The organism is Rhodococcus sp. B7740, from assembly GCF_000954115.1.
GTDB lineage: Bacteria > Actinomycetota > Actinomycetes > Mycobacteriales > Mycobacteriaceae > Rhodococcoides.
The window spans coordinates 1,408,588-1,426,365 of sequence record NZ_CP010797.1 but is presented as its reverse complement, the minus strand read 5'-3'; the positions used below and the strand labels follow the sequence as shown (position 1 = coordinate 1,426,365).

Sequence of the window (17,778 nt, the reverse complement as noted above, 5' to 3'; positions counted from 1 at the left end):
CATGGCCCTGACGCCGGTGCTGAGCGAATTCTGGGACGAGAAGAACTCGTGGACCCTCGACACCTACCGCAGTCACGACGGATATCGAGGGCTGGAGAAAGCCCTGTCCATGGACCCCGACGATCTCATCGCCTTGGTGAAGGATTCCGGTCTGCGCGGCCGTGGCGGTGCGGGATTCCCAACCGGAACGAAGTGGAGCTTCATTCCACAGGGTGACGGGAAAGCTCACTACCTGGTGGTCAACGCCGACGAATCGGAGCCGGGCACCTGCAAGGACATGCCGCTGCTGATGGCGAGCCCGCACACGCTGATCGAAGGAATCATCATCGCGGCGTACGCCATTCGGGCATCGCATGCATTCGTGTACGTCCGCGGCGAAGTGGTACCGGTGTTGCGCAGACTGCATGCCGCGGTCGCCGAGGCATACGCGGCCGGCTATCTGGGCAAGGGCGTTCTCGGAACGGGATTCGATCTCGAGCTGGTGATCCATGCCGGTGCAGGCGCGTACATCTGCGGCGAGGAGACGGCTCTGCTCGACTCGTTGGAGGGTCGGCGCGGACAACCCCGGCTGCGTCCACCGTTTCCCGCGGTCGCAGGCCTGTACGCACGCCCGACGGTGGTCAACAATGTCGAATCGATAGCCAGCGTTCCGGTGATCCTGCGCAACGGAATCGAGTGGTTCCGGTCGATGGGCAGCGAGAAGTCACCCGGATTCACCCTCTACTCGATCTCCGGTCACGTGTGTCGTCCCGGCCAGTACGAGGCTCCGCTGGGTATCACCCTGCGGGAACTGCTGGACTATGCGGGCGGCATCCGGCCCGGTCACGAGTTGAAATTCTGGACACCGGGAGGTTCGTCGACACCGATGTTCACCGGCGACCACCTCGACGTGCCACTCGACTACGAAGGCGTCGGCGCCGCCGGATCGATGTTGGGTACCAAGGCATTGCAGATCTTCGACGACACGACGTGCGTGGTGCGAGCGGTACTGCGCTGGACGGAGTTCTACGCACACGAATCCTGCGGCAAATGCACGCCGTGCAGAGAAGGAACCTATTGGCTGGTGCAGATACTGCGCCGCCTCGACAGTGGAACCGGCACCGAAGCGGACCTGACGACACTGCTCGACATCGCTGACGGCATCGCCGGAAAGTCGTTCTGCGCATTGGGAGACGGAGCTGCGAGCCCCATCGTGTCCTCGCTGAAGTACTTCCGCGAGGAATACATCCGACATGTCACCGAACAGGGATGTCCCTTCGATCCACACCGATCGACTCTGATGGCAGAGGAGCTGACGTCATGACCGCAGCTGCACATGGTCGTTCCGCGGTGACCCACGTGGAGATGGTGACACTGACCATCGACGACCACGAGATCAGCGTTCCCAAGGGCACGTTGGTGATTCGCGCCGCCGAGCTGATGGGTGTGCAGATCCCGCGCTTCTGCGATCACCCGCTGCTCGATCCGGTGGGGGCGTGCCGTCAATGTCTGGTCGACGTCGAGGGGCAGCGCAAGCCGTTGGCGTCCTGCACGACCACGGTGGCCGAGGGCATGGTCGTGCGCACTCAGGTGACATCGGAGTCGGCGGAGAAGGCGCAGCGAGGCGTCATGGAACTGCTGCTGATCAATCATCCGCTGGACTGCCCGGTGTGCGACAAGGGCGGCGAGTGCCCGCTGCAGAACCAGGCGATGGCGGCGGGTCGAGCAGAGTCCAGATTCGTCGAGACCAAACGCACGTACCCCAAACCGATTCCGCTGTCGGCGGAGGTCCTGCTGGACCGGGAACGGTGCGTCCTGTGCGCGCGCTGCACTCGGTTCGCGGCACAAGTGGCCGGCGACCCGTCCATCGACCTGCTCGAGCGCGGTGCGATTCAACAGGTCGGGATCTTCGGTAACGAGCCGTTCGACTCCTACTTCTCGGGCAACACCGTCCAGATCTGTCCGGTGGGTGCGCTGACCAACACCGAATATCGGTTCCGGGCGCGTCCCTACGATCTCACCTCGTCACCGAGCGTGTGCGAGCACTGCGCAGGCGGCTGTGCTCAACGAACCGACCATCGGCGCGGCAAGGTCCTTCGCCGGCTGGCAGGTGACGACCCGCAGGTCAACGAGGAATGGAACTGTGACAAAGGACGGTGGGCGTTCAAGTACGCCACCGAACCCGATCGCATCACCGCGCCGATGATCCGGGACGGATCAGGGGAGTTGATCGAGACGTCGTGGTCGGCTGCGCTGGCCGCCGCGGCGTCGGGGCTGGCCGCATCGGTCGGCCGGGCGGCGGTGTTGATCGGCGGAAGGTCGACCCTCGAAGACGCCTACGCGTACGCCAAGTTTGCTCGAACAGTGCTGCACACCAACGACGTCGACTTCCGCAATCGCAGCCACAGCACCGAAGAAGCCGACTTCCTGGCCGGCCGAATTGCAGCGACCGGGTTGGGGGTCACCTACACCGACCTCGAGCAGGCCCCGGTGGTGTTGCTGGTCGGCTTCGAGCCCGAGGAAGAATCGCCGCTGGTGTTCCTGAGGCTTCGCAAGGCGCACCGCACGAGCGCAGTGGTGGTGGCGTCGATCGCGCCGTTCTCCACCCGAGGTCTACGAAAGCTCGACGGCGTTCTGCTGCAGTCGATTCCCGGTGACGAGCCGGCGTGGCTCGATGCGTTGCACGTCGGCGATCGTGGGACCGAATCCATTGCGCACCTCCTTCGCGAGCCCGGTGCGATCGTGCTCGTAGGCGAGCGGCTCGGCTGCGTGCCCGGCGGTCTGTCGGCGGCTTCGAAACTGGCGGACGACACCGGGGCGCGCCTGGCCTGGATTCCGCGACGTGCTGGAGAACGCGGTGCCCTCGACGCCGGGGCGCTGCCGAACGTCCTGCCCGGCGGTCGTCCTGTGGCCGATGCGGCTGCGCGCGCCGAGGTTGCCGCGGTGTGGGGTGTGTCCGGGTTGCCGGCGGAGGTGGGCCGCGACACCGCGGCGATCCTGGCCGACGCCGGACCGAGTCGTGTCCTGGTCACTGCCGGAATCGATCTCGACGATCTACCGGACCCTGCGGGTGCACTCGATGCACTGGACCGATCGGCGTTCGTGGTGAGCCTGGAGCTACGCCGCAGTGCGGTCACCGAGCGGGCCGACGTGGTGTTCCCGGTGGCGCCGGTGGTCGACAAGCCGGGAACCTTCGTCGACTGGGAAGGACGACCGCGCGCGTTCGACACTGCGCTCGGTGCCGGTGCACTGATGCCGGACCAACGCGTCCTCGATGCGATCGCCGCACAGATGGGCGTCGAACTGGCCGTGCCCGACGCGGCGGCGGCACGCGCTCAGTTGACTCGCCTCGGTGTGTGGAACGGCCCGCGCATCCCGGTGGCCCGGATCGCGTCCCGCGCGCACGTTCCGACCCTCGGGCCCGGGGAGGCGATTCTGGCCACGTGGCGGATGCTCCTCGATGCGGGACGGATGCAGGACGGTGAGGACAATCTCGCCGCGACCGGTCGCCCGCCCACTGTTCGGTTGTCGGCGGCGACGGCGTCGGCCATCGGAGCGGAGACCGGTGACCCGGTGAGCGTCGCGACGGACCGGGGCTCGATCACGTTGCCGCTGACGATCACCGACCTGCCCGACACCGTGGTCTGGCTGCCGCTGAACTCGTCCGGTTCGGCGGTGTACCGGTCGCTCGGCGCGCAATCGGGCGCGGTGGTTCGCATCGGTCGGGGTTCTGTGGAACGACCCGAGGGTGAGCAGTCGTGATCGTGGCCGCGCCGACCGATCTGTCGATGTTCGGCAACGATCCGTGGTGGTTGGTTGTCGGGAAGGCCCTGGCGGTCTTCGTGTTCCTGGTGCTCACGCCGCTGGTGGCGATCTACGCCGAACGCAAGATCATGGCGTGGATGCAGATGCGGGTCGGTCCCAACCGGGTGGGGCCGTGGGGCCTGTTGCAGTCGTTGATGGACGGGATCAAGCTGGCGCTGAAGGAGGGGATCACTCCGACCGGCGTCGACAAGCCGATTTACGTTCTGGCTCCGATCATTTCGGTTGTGCCTGCGTTCGTGGCCTTCGCGGTGATTCCGTTCGGCCCCGAGGTGTCGGTGTTCGGTACCACGACGCCACTGCAGATGACCGACCTGCCGGTCGGGGTTCTGTACATCCTCGCGGTCACGTCGGTGGGTGTGTACGGGATCGTGTTGGCAGGGTGGGCGTCGGGCTCGACGTACCCGCTGCTCGGTGCGCTCCGTTCGACTGCGCAGGTGATTTCCTACGAGGTCGCGATGGGCCTGTCGTTCGCGGCGGTCTTCCTGTACGCGGGCACCATGTCGACGTCCGGAATCGTTGCTGCGCAACAGAACACCTGGTACGTGTTTCTGCTGCTGCCGTCGTTCCTGGTGTACGTGACGGCGATGGTCGGCGAAACCAACCGCGCTCCGTTCGATCTGCCCGAGGCCGAGGGTGAGTTGGTGGGCGGGTTTCACACCGAGTACTCGTCTCTTCGTTTCGCCATGTTCATGCTCGCCGAGTACATCAACATGGTCACCGTGTCGGCACTGGCGACCACGCTGTTCCTCGGCGGCTGGCGGGCTCCGATTCCGCTGAGTCTGTGGAGCGGTGCCAACTCGGGGTGGTGGCCCGTGCTGTGGTTCACCCTCAAGGTCTGGGTGTTCCTGTTCGTGTTCATCTGGCTGCGTTCGACGCTGCCGAGGCTGCGCTACGACCAGTTCATGAACTTCGGCTGGAAGATCCTCATTCCGGTTGCCCTCGTCTGGGTGATGGTGATCGCGACGGTTCGGGTCCTCGGGGCCGAGCGCTACGACGTACCACTGGTCACGTTCGGAGTGTCGATGATCTTCGCGGTGGCCGTGCTGGGTGCGCTGCTGCTGATGGTGCGCAGGCATGCACGGGAACGGAACGTGCCGCCTCCTGCATCTGTCGTCGAGTTCGATGCGTTGGCAGGCGGATTCCCGATACCTCCCATTCCCGAGCAGGGCTCGAATTTCCCGAGCCGGCACGCCGGTGTGCGCTCATCCGCCGCCAGGTCACCGAAGGAGAACGCCGATGCCTGAATTTCTCGGTCCCATAGCAGGTTTCGGGGTCACCTTCGCCACGATGTTCAAGAAGCCCGAGACGGAGCTGTATCCGGAGGAGAAGAAGCCCACCGAGATTCGCTACCACGGGCGGCATCAGCTCAATCGGTACGCCGACGGTCTCGAGAAATGCATCGGCTGCGAGCTCTGCGCGTGGGCCTGCCCGGCCGACGCCATCTACGTCGAAGGAGCCGACAACACCGAGACCGAAAGGTACTCTCCGGGCGAGCGCTACGGCGGGGTCTATCAGATCAACTACCTGCGATGCATCGGGTGCGGACTGTGTGTCGAGGCATGTCCCACACGGGCTCTGACGATGACCAACGAGTACGAACTCGCCGGTGACAACAGAGCCGATCTGATCTACGAGAAGGACGCGCTGCTGGCCCCGCTGCAACCGCAGATGACCGCACCGCCGCACGCGATGGCGCCGGGCCTTACGTCCGAGGACTACTACCGGGGAGCCGTCACCGGCCACGAGTCCGGAGCCGAGCCCGCAGCCGAACCCGATGGTGGTTCGGTGCGATGAGTGCACCGGAAGCTGCGGTGCAGCTCGCCCTCGATGCCACGTCCACCGGTGAGGCCGTGCAGTTCTGGACCCTCGGTGTCGTCGCCGTCATCGGCGCACTCGGGGTGGTGATGAGCACCAAGGCCGTCTACTCTGCGTTGTTCCTCGCTGCCACGATGGTGGTACTGGCGACCTTCTACATGGCGCAGGGAGCGCTGTTCCTCGGTGTCGTGCAGATCGTCGTCTACACCGGCGCGGTCATGATGCTGTTCCTGTTCGTTCTGATGCTCGTCGGGGTCGACACCTCGGAGTCGCTGACCGAAACTCTGCGTGGCCACCGCATCGCTGCCGTCGTCATCGGAATCGGCTTCGGACTGTTGATCATCGGGGTACTGCTGCGCGACGCGGCCCGTGCGGGTCGGCTCGACTTCGCCGGTCTCGACGCCGCCAACTCGACCGGAAACGTCGAGGGCCTGGCAGAGCTGATCTTCGTCGAATACGTGTGGGCGTTCGAGTTGACCGGAGCACTGCTGATCACTGCCACGATCGGAGCGATGATTCTGGCGCACCGAGAAGTTCTGGGGCCGGTCAAGGGTCAGCGAGAGATGGCGCAGGATCGCTTCCGCGACGGCTCGAGGGTGACACCGCTGCCGAGCCCGGGAGTGTATGCCAGGCACAACGGGGTCGATCGCCGCGCCTTGTTGCCCGACGGAACCGAATCCGAATCCTCCGTCAACGCCATGTTCGCCGATCCTCGGATCGAGAGTGACGAACGATGAATCCGGAGAACTATCTCTACCTGTCCGTTCTGTTGTTCGCGATAGGCGCGGCGGGCGTCATCGTCAGGCGTAACGCGATCATCGTGTTCATGTGCATCGAATTGATGCTCAACGCAGTCAATCTCGCGTTCGTCACCTTCTCCCGCATGCACGGCAACCTCGACGGCCAGTTGTTCGCGTTCTTCACCATGGTGGTCGCCGCCGCCGAGGTGGTGGTGGGCCTGGCCATCATCATGGCCATCTTCCGATCCCGTCGGTCGATTTCGATGGACGAGAACTCCCTGATGAAGAATTGACGGGGGCGCAGAAATGATGTCGATGCTGTGGCTTCTTCCGGCTCTGCCTGCGTTCGGTGCAGCGTTCCTGCTGCTCGGTGGCAGGCGCACCGACCGCTGGGGGCACCTCGTCGCGACGGCGGCGGCAGCGTCCTCGTTCGTCGTGGCCGCGGTGGTGTTCGGCTCGATGCTCGGCCGCGCCGAGTCGGGCCGCGCCCTCACCCAGACCCTGTTCCGGTGGGTTCCGGTCGACGAATTACAAGTCGAGTTCGGCTTGCGCGCAGATCAATTGTCGATCTGCTTCGTCCTGCTGATCACCGGGGTCGGTTCGCTCATTCACGTGTACTCCATCGGCTACATGAGTCACGACGCCGAGCGGCGTCGCTTCTTCGCGTACCTCAACCTGTTTCTGGCAGCCATGCTGCTGCTGGTTCTGGCCGACAACTTCCTCGGCCTGTATCTGGGGTGGGAGGGTGTCGGTCTGGCGTCGTATCTGCTCATCGGCTTCTGGCAGCACAAGCCGTCCGCCGCGTCGGCTGCCCGAAAAGCGTTCGTGGTCAACAGAGTCGGCGACATCGGCCTGGCGGTTGCGCTGATGATCATGTTCGTCAACTTCGGCTCCGTGCAGTACGACGACGTGTTCGCCGGAATCGGCGAGGCGAGCGAATCCGTGGCCACCGCCATGGCGCTGATGCTGCTGTTGGCGGCATGTGGAAAGTCGGCGCAGGTGCCGTTGCAGTCCTGGCTCGGTGATGCCATGGAGGGTCCGACACCGGTGTCGGCACTGATTCACGCGGCCACGATGGTCACGGCCGGGGTGTATCTCATCGTGCGCTCGGGACCGGTGTTCGAGGCATCTCCTGCCGCCCGCGCGGCCACCGTCACCGTCGGGGCGGTTACCTTGCTGTTCGGTGCCGTCATCGGATGTGCGAAGGACGACATCAAGAAAGCGCTCGCGGCGTCGACGATGAGTCAGATCGGGTACATGGTGCTCGCGGCCGGGCTCGGCCCCTCCGGGTACACCTACGCCATCGTGCTGTTGATCTCGCACGGCTTCTTCAAAGCGGGCTTGTTCCTGGGCGCGGGATCGGTGATGCATGCGATGAACGACGAGACCGACATGCGACGGTTCGGCGGACTCCGCGTCGCGATGCCGATCACGTTCGTCACGTTCGGCTTGGGGTATCTCGCCATTATCGGACTGCCGCCGTTCTCCGGCTTCTTCGCCAAGGATCCGATCATCGAGGTCGCATTCGCCGCCGGGGGAGTGGCAGGCCCGATTCTCGGCTGCGTGACGTTGCTCGGTGCAGGCCTGACGGCCTTCTACATGACTCGGGTGATGCTGTTGACGTTCTTCGGTCCGAAACGCTGGTCCGCGCAGGCACATCCGCACGAGGCGTCGGCGACGATGACCGCTCCGATGATCGTGTTGGCCGTCGGCTCGGTGGCGTCGGGTGCCTTTCTCGCGGTGGGCGGTCGCCTCGAGACATGGCTCGAGCCCGTGGTGGGATCGGCTCACGAGGAGCACGCGATTCCGGCTTGGGTCGTCACCGTCGCCGTCCTGGTGGTCGTTGTGGTCGGCGCGACCGTCGCCTACCGCAAGTACATCGTCGGTGAGGTTCCGTCGACGCCACCCGAGGACGTGTCGGCCGTGACCCGAGCCGCACGTGCCGATCTCTACGGAGACGCACTCAACGAGGCGGCATTCATGCGTCCGGGACAGACCCTCACGCGCGCACTGGTGCACGCCGACAACGGTATCGACGCCGTCGTGGACGGGGTGGGTAGCTCGATCGGTGGTGCATCGACGCGGTCCCGGCGGCTGCAGACGGGATACGTGCGGTCGTATGCGTTGGCGATGTTCGCGGGAGCCGTTCTCGTGGTACTGATGGTGGTGGCTCTGTGACTCCCTGGTTGACCGTTCTCTGGGTGCTCCCGATGCTCGGCGCGTTCGTCGTCGCCCTGGTGCCCGCCGCTCGTCCGACCGTCGCGCGCAGTGTCGCAGTGGGTTTCGCTGCCGTGACCTTGGCCGTGTCGGTCGCCTTGGCAGTGTCGTTCGACTCCGGTGGCGATCGGTACCAGTTCGTCGAGGACCATTCGTGGATAGCGGCTTTCGGTGCGCGGTACACCCTCGGCCTCGACGGCATCGGCCTCGTGCTGGTGTTGCTCACCACCGTTCTCACGCCGTTGCTGCTCGTCGCAGGCTGGTACGACGGCAGTCGCGTCGCGCGCTACGGCTCCCGTCGGGTGTCGCACACGTACATGGCGTTGATCCTGGTGGTCGAGTCGATGGTCGTCGTCTCGTTCCTTGCCTTGGACGTGTTGTCGTTCTACATCTTCTTCGAAGCGATGTTGATTCCGATGTACTTCCTCATCGGCGGCTTCGGGGGCAAGCATCGTACGCGCGCCGCGGTGAAGTTCCTGTTGTACAACCTCTTCGGCGGTCTGGTCATGCTGGCGGCCGTCATCGGCCTCTACGTGGTGACCGCGAGACCCGACGGGCCGTTCGACGGCGGCACATTCGATCTGCGCGTGATCGCCGACGCGGCGGCATCGGGCGGACTCGGAGTGGACCCGATGGTCCTGAACGCGCTGTTCCTCGGCTTCATGTTCGCTTTCGCGATCAAGGCACCGTTGTGGCCGTTCCATTCGTGGCTACCCGACGCCGCCGTTCAATCCACGCCCGCGACTGCGGTTTTGATGATGTCGGTGGTGGACAAGGTCGGCACGTTCGCGATGCTTCGGTTCTGTCTCGAACTCTTTCCTGGCTCGTCGCAGACGTTCGCGCCGTGGATCATCGCTCTTGCGGTCATCGGCATCGTCTACGGCGCGATACTGGCGATCGGTCAGACCGACATGATGAGACTGATTGCGTACACGTCTATTTCGCATTTCGGGTTCATCATCCTCGGCATCTTCGCCATGACCGGTCAGAGTCAGGCCGGTGCCACGCTGTACATGGTCAACCACGGAATTTCCACGGCCGCCCTCTTCTTGATCGCGGGCTTCCTCGTCTCGCGTCGAGGGTCACGAGCGATAGCCGACTACGGCGGTGTGCAGAAGGTGGCACCGGTGCTCGCCGGCACGTTCTTGATCTCGGGACTTGCCACGCTCTCTCTACCCGGCCTCGCCCCCTTCGTGAGCGAGTTCCTGGTGCTGATCGGCACGTTCGGTCGATACGGAGTCGCTGCGATCGTGGCCGCCGGAGCCCTCGTGCTGTCGGCGATCTACATATTGTGGCTCTACCAGCGCGTCATGACCGGGCCGGTCCGTGAAGACAACCGGACTGTGCCCGATCTCGTCCGACGCGAGCTGGCCGTGGTGGTGCCGTTGATCGCGTTGCTGATCGTGCTCGGTGTCTACCCGAAACCGGCGCTCGATGTCATCACTCCGGCTGTGCAATCCACGATCGTCGACGGTTCAGGAGGTCAGCGATGACCACACCCGAGGTGCAGTACGGTCTGCTGGCACCGATGCTGATCGTGTTCTCGGTCGCAGTTCTCGGCGTTCTCGTCGAAGCGTTCGTGCCGCTGCGGGCCCGTCGGCTCATACATCTGGGTCTTGCTCTCGCAGGACTGGTGGTAGCGCTGGCGGCGATCCTCGGTCTGGCCGGAACCGAGGCGTCGGCGATGAACGGGGCGGTCGCGATCGACGGCCCTACCCTTTTCCTGCAGGGAACCATTGTGCTGGTGTCGATTCCGGCAGTCGCACTGCTGGCGGAGCGCACCGTTGCAGTCACCGGGGCCGGTGCCGAGCGCCGGATCGATTCGTTCACTCCGCAGGCATCGACCACCCCGGGCAGCGTGGCGGAGAAGGAGGCCATCGATGCAGGCGTCGCCCAGACGGAGGTATTTCCTCTGGCGATGTTCGCGATCGGCGGGATGCTGCTGTTCCCGGCATCCACGGATCTGCTGACGATGTTCGTGGCGCTGGAAGTGCTGTCGCTTCCGCTGTATCTGCTCTGTGGACTCGCCCGACGGCGGCGGCTGCTCTCACAGGAAGCGGCTCTGAAATACTTTCTGCTGGGCGCGTTCTCGTCCGCGTTCTTCCTGTTCGGAGTCGCGTTCCTGTACGGATACGCCGGAACCGTTCGGTTGGACGGCATCGCCGACGCCATCGCGGTGGACGGTCCGGGCAGATCGCTCGCGCTGATCGGAACCGCCTTGCTCGCAGTGGGTCTGCTGTTCAAGGTCGGCGCGGTGCCCTTTCATTCGTGGATTCCCGACGTCTACCAGGGTGCACCGACGCCGGTGACGGCGCTGATGGCCACGGTGACCAAGGTCGCGGCGTTCGGTGCGATTCTTCGCATCTTCGGAATGGCTCTGCCCGGTCTCGACTCGAGTTGGCGACCGATGCTGTGGGTGGTCGCCATCGCGACGATGGTGCTGGGTTCCGTTGTCGCGGTGACGCAGACGGATGTCAAACGGATGCTGGCGTACTCGTCCGTTGCACACACCGGATTCATCCTCACGGGAGTGACGGCACTGGGTGATTCCGGTGATGGGGGTGACGCCGGTGTGTCGGCCACGATGTTCTACTTGGTGGCGTACGCCTTCAGCACTCTCGGAGGGTTCGCGATCATCGGGTTGGCGCGCGACGAACGCGGTGAGGTGAGCGACCTCGATCGGTGGGCGGGAATCGGCCGTCGGTCACCGCTGGTGGCGGCGGTGTTCGGGTTGTTTCTGCTCTCGTTCGCCGGGATTCCGCTCACCAGTGGGTTCATCGGCAAGTTCGCGGTGTTCAGTGCTGCCTCCGGTGCAGGCGGAGCGGCGCTGGTCGTGGTCGGTGTGGTGTGCAGCGCGATTGCGGCGTTCTTCTACGTGCGGGTGATCGTGCTGATGTTCTTCACCGATCCGGGAGAGACGACTGCCACGATCGTGCGCCCGACTGCCTCGGTGTCGTGCTCGATAGGGGCCTCGGTGGTGCTCACCGTCGCTCTCGGAGTCTTTCCGCAGCCCGTTCTCGACCTCGCTGCGCGTGCCGCGAACTTCCTGTAGCTCTTACTTCGCGGACTTCATTCGCTGCTTCCACGTGTGCGAGCCGGTACCGACCGGTAGTCCGCCGATGGCTCCCGCAAGGCCGAACGCAGGCATGTTGACGTAGATCGCCTCGCTGTTCTGTGCTGTGGCGGTATAGGTTTCGTGCCAGACGCCGACGTGGCGGGTTGCGGCCACCGATCGATTGAAGGCACGCCAGGCGGGCGCATGTGGTGCGTCGGGATCGGAGGCGAATCGCGTCAGATCCTCGGCAGTGCGCCAATAGCTGACCAGCATGGTGGTGCGCCCCAGCCACGAGTGGTAACCGAGCAGCCCGGAAGCGCGATCCTGCTCGAGATGGCCGAGCATCCGCGGCATCGCGCGCACCACGGGTAACCAGGAGCGAACGGACACCGGATTGTTGATCCGCATTCCGATGAGGAAGACCGTGACGGTGTCTCGTTCGAATTCGACCGTCCGGCGGCCGTCGATGATGGGTAGCATGACGTGTTCCCGTCTGTTCGGTGGGTGAAGCATTGTGTGACACCGTTATAAAACACCGTTGTGATAGATTCCGCAAGTGGCGAGACCCAGAATTCACGACGAGCAGTTGCGGACCCGGCTACTGGAGGCCGCGGCGGAAACCGTTGCGCACCAGGGCGTCGACTCGTTGTCGCTGCGTAAACTGGCCGCTGCACAGGGCACCTCCACAACGGCGATCTATTCGCTGTTCGGCGGACGTACCGAGTTGCTCGTGGCACTGTTCGCCACCTCGTTCGCGAGTTTCGGGGACTCCCAGCGCCGGGTTCCGGTCACCGGCGATCCCGAAGTGGACCTACGGGAGCTCGCCGTCGCGTACCGCACCTGGGCACTGGCCAATCCGCATCTGTACGCGGTGATGTTCGGGGGAGTGCTCGGTTCGATCGATGTTGCAGACGAGGCGCATCGCGCGGACGCGGCCATGGATCCGCTCCGCGCTGCCGTGTCGAGCGCCGTTGCGGCGGGAACCATGGCCGGGGCGTCGGTCGAGTTGATCAGCCACTCGTTCTGGGCGATCGTGCACGGATTGGTGTCGCTCGAATTGGCAATGCCCTCGACCGCCGACGACGAGACTCGTCGGGCGATGTTCGACGCGGGAGCGGAGTGCGTGCTGCGCGGGTGGACGCGTCAGTAGGTGCGCGGTATTCCGAGAATCTTGGTCGCATCCACGGTCATACCCAACCGCGCCGTCGGAGCGAGTGTGGGCAGGTCCGGGACATCGTCGACATCGACGGTCGCAGCGCCTATCACGTCGGATCCGGCGATCTCGAAGTCCGACATCGCGCGCCGCAGGTGGCTCGGAGTCGTTGACAGCACCAGATTCTCGACGCCGATCTCGGCTGCCAGTGCGGTGGTGCGCTGTGCGTTCTGCACCGTCGAATTCGCGGTCGATTCGGTGTGAATGCGATCGGCCGCGATGCCTTCGTCGACGAGCCATCGGTGCATGGCTTCGGCTTCGGTGATACCGCTCTGCGGATTCCCGCCGGTGACGACGATGGGGGACTCGGGGGAGCGCTCCGCCGCGGCGACGGCCGAGCGTAGACGTGCCACCAACTCGTCTGTCATGCTGCCGTCACCCTCCAGTCCCAGCCCGAGCACCACGATCGCGGTACGCGGTCCGTCGGTGGTCGGGGCGAAATCGATTGTCTGCGTGGCGGCTTCGTCGATGATGGCGATGGCGCGATCGACTGCATCGGCGAGGGTTGGAGACAGGCCGCGCAGGCGGGTCCTGTGCTCCGTCAGAGCAGCGGTATCGGCGGTCGCGTTGGCATAGAACGTCTGCAGAGCTGCCACGTTGGCGTCGTCCGGGGCAGCGGTTGCCAGCGCATCGAGTGCCGCGAAACCGGCGTCGTAGCGCCCCTTCACCAATGCATTCTGCGCGTCGTTGTAGCGCTCCGCGTCGGCCGAACGGACCGTTTCGGCGACGGTTGCCGGGGCCGAGGCCTCGGGCGCGGCAACCGCCGAGATCGAGCCGAACCCGACAGCGAGCGCGGCGGCGCAGGACACCACGGCAACGCGAACGGTCGGTCGTACTCGGCCTTGTCGCACTACTGACGTCCTTTTCGAGCGGTGACGGGTTTCCGCCACCCTAGCTCAATTCGGTGCCGGTGTGACTGGTGTGAGCAGAGTTGTTCGAGTTACATGAATGTACTTCTGAGCAGGGACTTCTTCCGTCACAAAGTGACCGGGGCGCGTCCGCGATCGGCGGGTTCGATGGTCACCTCGGCATCGGGAAGAAAAACGCGCTCGGTCGTCGTGGTGCCGTCGACGCCGTCGGTCACGGTCACCGCCACGTTCTCGGCGACCTGGCCTGCGCTTTCGATGAACCCGGTCGCGACACCCTCTTCTATGAGCAGGTGATCACCCACCAGGAGAAGAAGCTCGTCCGCCGTCACCGTTCGTCTGCCGCCCACATCTTCGATAGTCATGAATCCCACCGTAATGCGCGGCGCTGCACAGCGCCGTCGCATGTTCGACAATCTCTGCATGACCGAACGGCGGAAGACATGGACAGCGCCCACACCCGAACAGGTCACGGGTCCGCTCGTCGGCGACGAGCGGCCGATTCTCGAAGGAATGCTGCAGTGGCATCGAGCGACACTGCTCAACATCTGCGCCGGTGCCGACGCCGAACAGTTGGCGCGGCGACCGTTTCCGCACTCGACGCTCTCCCTGCTCGGACTCGTGCGTCATCTGGCGAAGGTCGAACGCATCTGGTTCCGAGAGCGACTGGAGTCGATGTCGTTCGCTCCGATGTACGACGCGGCGTTCGGTAAGGACTCCGACTTTCTGGGAGCGACCGAGTCCGGGGCCGAATCCGACTTCGCGCGATTCTCCGCCGAGTGCGGTGCCTCGGACGAGATCGCGGCCCGGCACTCGTTGGACGATCTGGTCGACTCGCGCGGTGGGCCGATGTCGCTGCGGATGGTCTACGTGCACATGATCGGTGAATATGCCCGGCACAACGGACACGCGGACATCATCCGCGAACAGATCGATGGAGTCATCGGCCGTTGAGGGCATAGCGTAGACACACCACCCGACCCCCTACGAAAGAAGGTGTTTCGGTGACCGATTCCGATGCAGCACTCGACCCGACCTCGCTGCGCCCGTCGTTGTACATCGACGGACAGTGGCAGGGGGCCGGTGACGGCGGTACCAGAGACATCGTGAACCCAGCGGACGGCAGCACGGTCGCCGTGGTGGACGAGGCCACGCCGGACGACGCTCTGCGGGCGGTGGCAGCCGCGCGAGCGGCGTTCGACGACGGACCGTGGCGCTCGGTCACGGTGGCCGAGCGCCGCGATCTGCTGAACCGCATCGCCGATCTGCTCCAACGCGACAAAGCGACGTTGGCGCGCATCGAGACCCTCGACACCGGAAAGACGTACGGCGAGAGCGAGATCGACATCGACGACGTGACGTCGGTCTTTCGCTTCTACGCCGATCTCGCTGTGGTGCAGGCCGATCGTCTGATCGACGTCGACCGACCCGAAATCCTGAGCCGTGTGGTGCACGAGCCCATCGGTGTCTGCGTCATGATCGCACCGTGGAACTACCCACTGCTGCAGATCTCGTGGAAGATCGCCCCCGCGTTGGCAGCCGGCTGCACCATGGTGCTCAAGCCGAGTGAGGTGACTCCGCTGTCCACCATCGCGTTCACCAAGCTGGTGGAAGAAGCCGGAGTACCGGCCGGTGTGGTCAACCTGCTGCAGGGCAGCGGCGCGGTTCTCGGGGACGCGCTCACCAGGAACCGCGACGTCGACTTCGTCTCGTTCACCGGCGGACTGGCGACGGGCAGACACATCCTGGCCGCGGCGGCCGAGAACGTCACCAAGGTGGCTGTCGAACTCGGCGGCAAGAATCCACACATCGTGTTCGCCGATGCGGTGGCCGACGAACAGGCGTTCGCCGACTCGGTCGACAACGTCCTGACCGGAGTTTTTCTGCACTCGGGTCAGGTGTGTTCGGCAGGCACTCGACTCATCATCGAGGAATCGGTCGCCGACCGCTTCGTCGCTGCGGTGGCCGAACGGGCGAAAACCATCGTCATCGGGCCGGGCATGGACCCGGCGAGCGAGACCGGGCCACTGGTGTCGCAGGCACAGCGAGAGAAGATCGAAGCCTTCGTGGCGACCGGCGTCGAGGAGGGCGCGACGCTGGTCATCGGCGGAACGAAGCCGGACGATCCGGCCCTGGACAAGGGTAGCTATTTTCTGCCGACGATCTTCGACCACTGCAATCGGTCCATGAATATCGTGCAGGAGGAGACATTCGGGCCCATACTCACTGTGGAGCGCTTCGGCACCGAGGCCGAAGCACTCCTGTTGGGTAACGATACGAATTACGGTCTCGCCGCGGGAGTTCGGACATCGGACGCCGCGCGAGGCGAACGGATGGTCCGTGGGCTTCGCCATGGCACGGTGTGGCTCAACGACTTCGGTGTCTACACCGCTGCCGCGGAATGGGGCGGCTTCAAACAGTCCGGCAACGGACGCGAGCTCGGACCGTCCGGAATGTCCGAATACCAAGAGGCAAAGCATATTTGGCACAACACCTCACCCACCGCGGCGGGGTGGTTCGGTACCCGATAGCGAAAGATCGGAAAGGCCAGGCGCATGGCACTGCTGAACGACAATTCGAGCGGAATGGACGACTTCGGTTACAAGGAGTCACTCGATCGAAGCCTCGGGAAATTCGCCAGCTTCGCCGCGGGAGTCAGTTACATCTCCATTCTCACCGGCACGTTCCAGCTCTTCTACTTCGGTTTCGGCACCGCCGGGCCGGCGTACCTGTGGTCGTGGCCTGCAGTGTTCGTCGGGCAACTCTGCGTGGCACTGTGCTTCATGGAGTTGGCCGCGAAGTATCCGGTGGCGGGATCGGTGTACAACTGGGCGAAGCTGTTGGGCCGCAGGATCGTCGGTTGGTCGGCGGGCTGGTTGATGCTCACGGCATCGATCGTGACACTGTCTGCCGTCGCTCTGGCTCTGCAGTTGAACCTGCCACGTATCTGGAGTGGGTTCCAGATCATCGGTGACGGCTCGGGTGCCACCGACTTCGCGGCCAACGCAGTGCTGCTCGGTGCGATTCTGATCGCGATCACCACCACGATCAATGCGCTCGGAGTCCGGCTGATGGCCATGATCAACAGTGCGGGCGTGTTCATCGAACTCATCGCTGCCGTTCTCATCGCGATCCTGCTCGCGGCCAACATCACTCGCGGGCCGGAGGTGTTCTTCTCGACCAACGGCTACGGAGCCGGCGAGAGCGGCGGTTACCTCGGTGCCTTCCTGGTCGCGTCGCTGGCGTCGGGTTACGTGATGTACGGATTCGACACCGCGAGCTCGCTCGGCGAGGAGACGGTCGAACCTCGGCGCACGGCCCCCAAGGCGATCTTTCGCGCCATCCTCGCCTCGTTCGTCATCGGCGGAGCCATCCTGGTGTTCGCCGTCATGGCCGCACCGGACCTGAACGATCCTTCCCTCGGCAGTCCCGACGGCAGCCTGCAGTCCATCGTCGAATCGGTGATGTGGGGCCCGCTGGGCACCGTCTTCCTCATCTGCATCGTCATCGCGGTCTTCGTCTGCTCACTGGCAGTGCACACCGCGGCGATCCGGCTCACGTTCGCCATGGCCCGAGACAACGCGTTGCCCTTCGGCGAGAGTCTGGCCAAGGTGAATCCGAAGACCCAGACCCCGGTGGTGCCCGCGGTGACCATCGGCGTGCTGGCCATCGTCATTCTCGTCGTCAACATCGGTCAGCCGCAGATCTTCACGGTCCTCACCTCGATCGCGATCATCATGATCTACCTCGCCTATCTGATGGTCACCGGTCCACTGTTGGTCAAACGAGTCAAGGGTGAGTGGCCGCCGGCAGATCTGAAGCCCGGCGGATACTTCACGATGGGCAGGTGGGGCCTGCCGGTCAACATCGCGGCAGTGGTGTGGGGCGCTGGAATGGCGATCAACCTCGCGTGGCCGCGCGAGGCCGTCTACGGAACCCCCTGGTACAACACGTTCGGAGCATTCGTCTACATCGGCGGCATCCTCGGCGTTGGCCTGCTGTGGTACGCAGTCAAGGGACGCAAGCACATCGGCACTCTGAAATCACATGCCTCCACGGGCAACTAGA

16 protein-coding genes are annotated in these 17,778 nt (G+C 64.6%); 13 read left to right on the top strand and 3 right to left on the bottom strand.

Translation table 11 applies throughout. The features are described from left to right. Position 1 precedes the first annotated feature (1 nt). From nuoF to nuoN, 9 genes are read left to right on the top strand one after another with little or no spacing between them, the layout of a single operon-like run. Positions 2-1,303: an NADH-quinone oxidoreductase subunit NuoF gene (nuoF, locus tag NY08_RS06505; protein WP_045195484.1), complete on the top strand. Its 1,302-nt coding sequence runs from the start codon at positions 2-4 to the stop codon at positions 1,301-1,303. Beyond that, entirely contained in the window at positions 1,300-3,741 is a 2,442-nt protein-coding gene (locus NY08_RS06500) for an NADH-quinone oxidoreductase subunit G (RefSeq protein ID WP_045195482.1), read from the top strand. The genes nuoF and NY08_RS06500 overlap by 4 nt, the downstream gene beginning before the upstream one ends. 26 nt (positions 3,742-3,767) lie before the next feature. Beyond that, positions 3,768-5,048 (top strand): NADH-quinone oxidoreductase subunit NuoH, encoded by a 1,281-nt coding sequence (nuoH, locus tag NY08_RS06495; protein ID WP_045199862.1) that lies wholly within the window; start codon positions 3,768-3,770, stop codon positions 5,046-5,048. Continuing rightward, the gene (gene nuoI, locus NY08_RS06490; protein ID WP_032397860.1) at positions 5,041-5,598 is read left to right on the top strand and encodes an NADH-quinone oxidoreductase subunit NuoI; all 558 of its coding nucleotides are present in this window, start codon (positions 5,041-5,043) and stop codon (positions 5,596-5,598) included. Before nuoH ends, nuoI begins: the two co-directional genes overlap by 8 nt. After that, a complete protein-coding gene (locus tag NY08_RS06485) occupies positions 5,595-6,356 on the top strand; it encodes an NADH-quinone oxidoreductase subunit J (protein ID WP_032397861.1) in 762 nt (253 codons plus the stop codon). The genes nuoI and NY08_RS06485 overlap by 4 nt, the downstream gene beginning before the upstream one ends. After that, positions 6,353-6,652, top strand: coding sequence for an NADH-quinone oxidoreductase subunit NuoK (gene nuoK, locus NY08_RS06480; protein WP_032397862.1), 300 nt, complete (start codon positions 6,353-6,355; stop codon positions 6,650-6,652). The genes NY08_RS06485 and nuoK overlap by 4 nt, the downstream gene beginning before the upstream one ends. A 13-nt stretch (positions 6,653-6,665) precedes the next feature. Next, entirely contained in the window at positions 6,666-8,537 is a 1,872-nt protein-coding gene (gene nuoL / locus NY08_RS06475) for an NADH-quinone oxidoreductase subunit L (protein WP_200893175.1), read from the top strand. Further along, positions 8,534-10,069, top strand: coding sequence for an NADH-quinone oxidoreductase subunit M (locus NY08_RS06470; RefSeq protein WP_082073705.1), 1,536 nt, complete (start codon positions 8,534-8,536; stop codon positions 10,067-10,069). The genes nuoL and NY08_RS06470 overlap by 4 nt, the downstream gene beginning before the upstream one ends. Continuing rightward, the gene (nuoN, locus tag NY08_RS06465) at positions 10,066-11,628 is read left to right on the top strand and encodes an NADH-quinone oxidoreductase subunit NuoN (protein WP_045195480.1); all 1,563 of its coding nucleotides are present in this window, start codon (positions 10,066-10,068) and stop codon (positions 11,626-11,628) included. Before NY08_RS06470 ends, nuoN begins: the two co-directional genes overlap by 4 nt. A 3-nt stretch (positions 11,629-11,631) precedes the next feature. On the opposite strand, the gene NY08_RS06460 is transcribed toward nuoN, so the two are convergent. Continuing rightward, positions 11,632-12,111 (bottom strand): DUF4188 domain-containing protein, encoded by a 480-nt coding sequence (locus NY08_RS06460; protein WP_045195478.1) that lies wholly within the window; start codon positions 12,109-12,111, stop codon positions 11,632-11,634. A gap of 76 nt (positions 12,112-12,187) precedes the next feature. On the opposite strand from NY08_RS06460, the gene NY08_RS06455 reads away from it, so the two are divergent. Next, a complete protein-coding gene (locus NY08_RS06455) occupies positions 12,188-12,781 on the top strand; it encodes a TetR/AcrR family transcriptional regulator (protein ID WP_045195477.1) in 594 nt (197 codons plus the stop codon). Here the strand turns inward: NY08_RS06455 and NY08_RS06450 are convergent. Continuing rightward, positions 12,775-13,695 carry a YdcF family protein gene (locus tag NY08_RS06450; protein WP_045195475.1) on the bottom strand — a complete coding sequence of 307 codons (921 nt, stop codon included), beginning with the start codon at positions 13,693-13,695 and terminating at the stop codon, positions 12,775-12,777. The genes NY08_RS06455 and NY08_RS06450 overlap by 7 nt on opposite strands. A 125-nt stretch (positions 13,696-13,820) precedes the next feature. Then, positions 13,821-14,075: a hypothetical protein gene (locus NY08_RS06445; protein WP_032398387.1), complete on the bottom strand. Its 255-nt coding sequence runs from the start codon at positions 14,073-14,075 to the stop codon at positions 13,821-13,823. Positions 14,076-14,133: 58 nt separating this feature from the next. Here NY08_RS06445 and NY08_RS06440 point away from each other — a divergent pair, with 58 nt between their 5' ends. Genes NY08_RS06440 through NY08_RS06430 form a run of 3 tightly spaced genes read left to right on the top strand, consistent with a single transcriptional unit; the run spans position 14,134 to position 17,777 of the window. Next, entirely contained in the window at positions 14,134-14,664 is a 531-nt protein-coding gene (locus NY08_RS06440; RefSeq protein WP_045199857.1) for a DinB family protein, read from the top strand. 50 nt (positions 14,665-14,714) lie between these two features. After that, positions 14,715-16,241 carry an aldehyde dehydrogenase family protein gene (locus NY08_RS06435; RefSeq protein ID WP_045195472.1) on the top strand — a complete coding sequence of 509 codons (1,527 nt, stop codon included), beginning with the start codon at positions 14,715-14,717 and terminating at the stop codon, positions 16,239-16,241. A gap of 24 nt (positions 16,242-16,265) precedes the next feature. Continuing rightward, positions 16,266-17,777 carry an APC family permease gene (locus NY08_RS06430; protein WP_032397867.1) on the top strand — a complete coding sequence of 504 codons (1,512 nt, stop codon included), beginning with the start codon at positions 16,266-16,268 and terminating at the stop codon, positions 17,775-17,777. The last annotated feature ends 1 nt before the right edge of the window (position 17,778 follow it).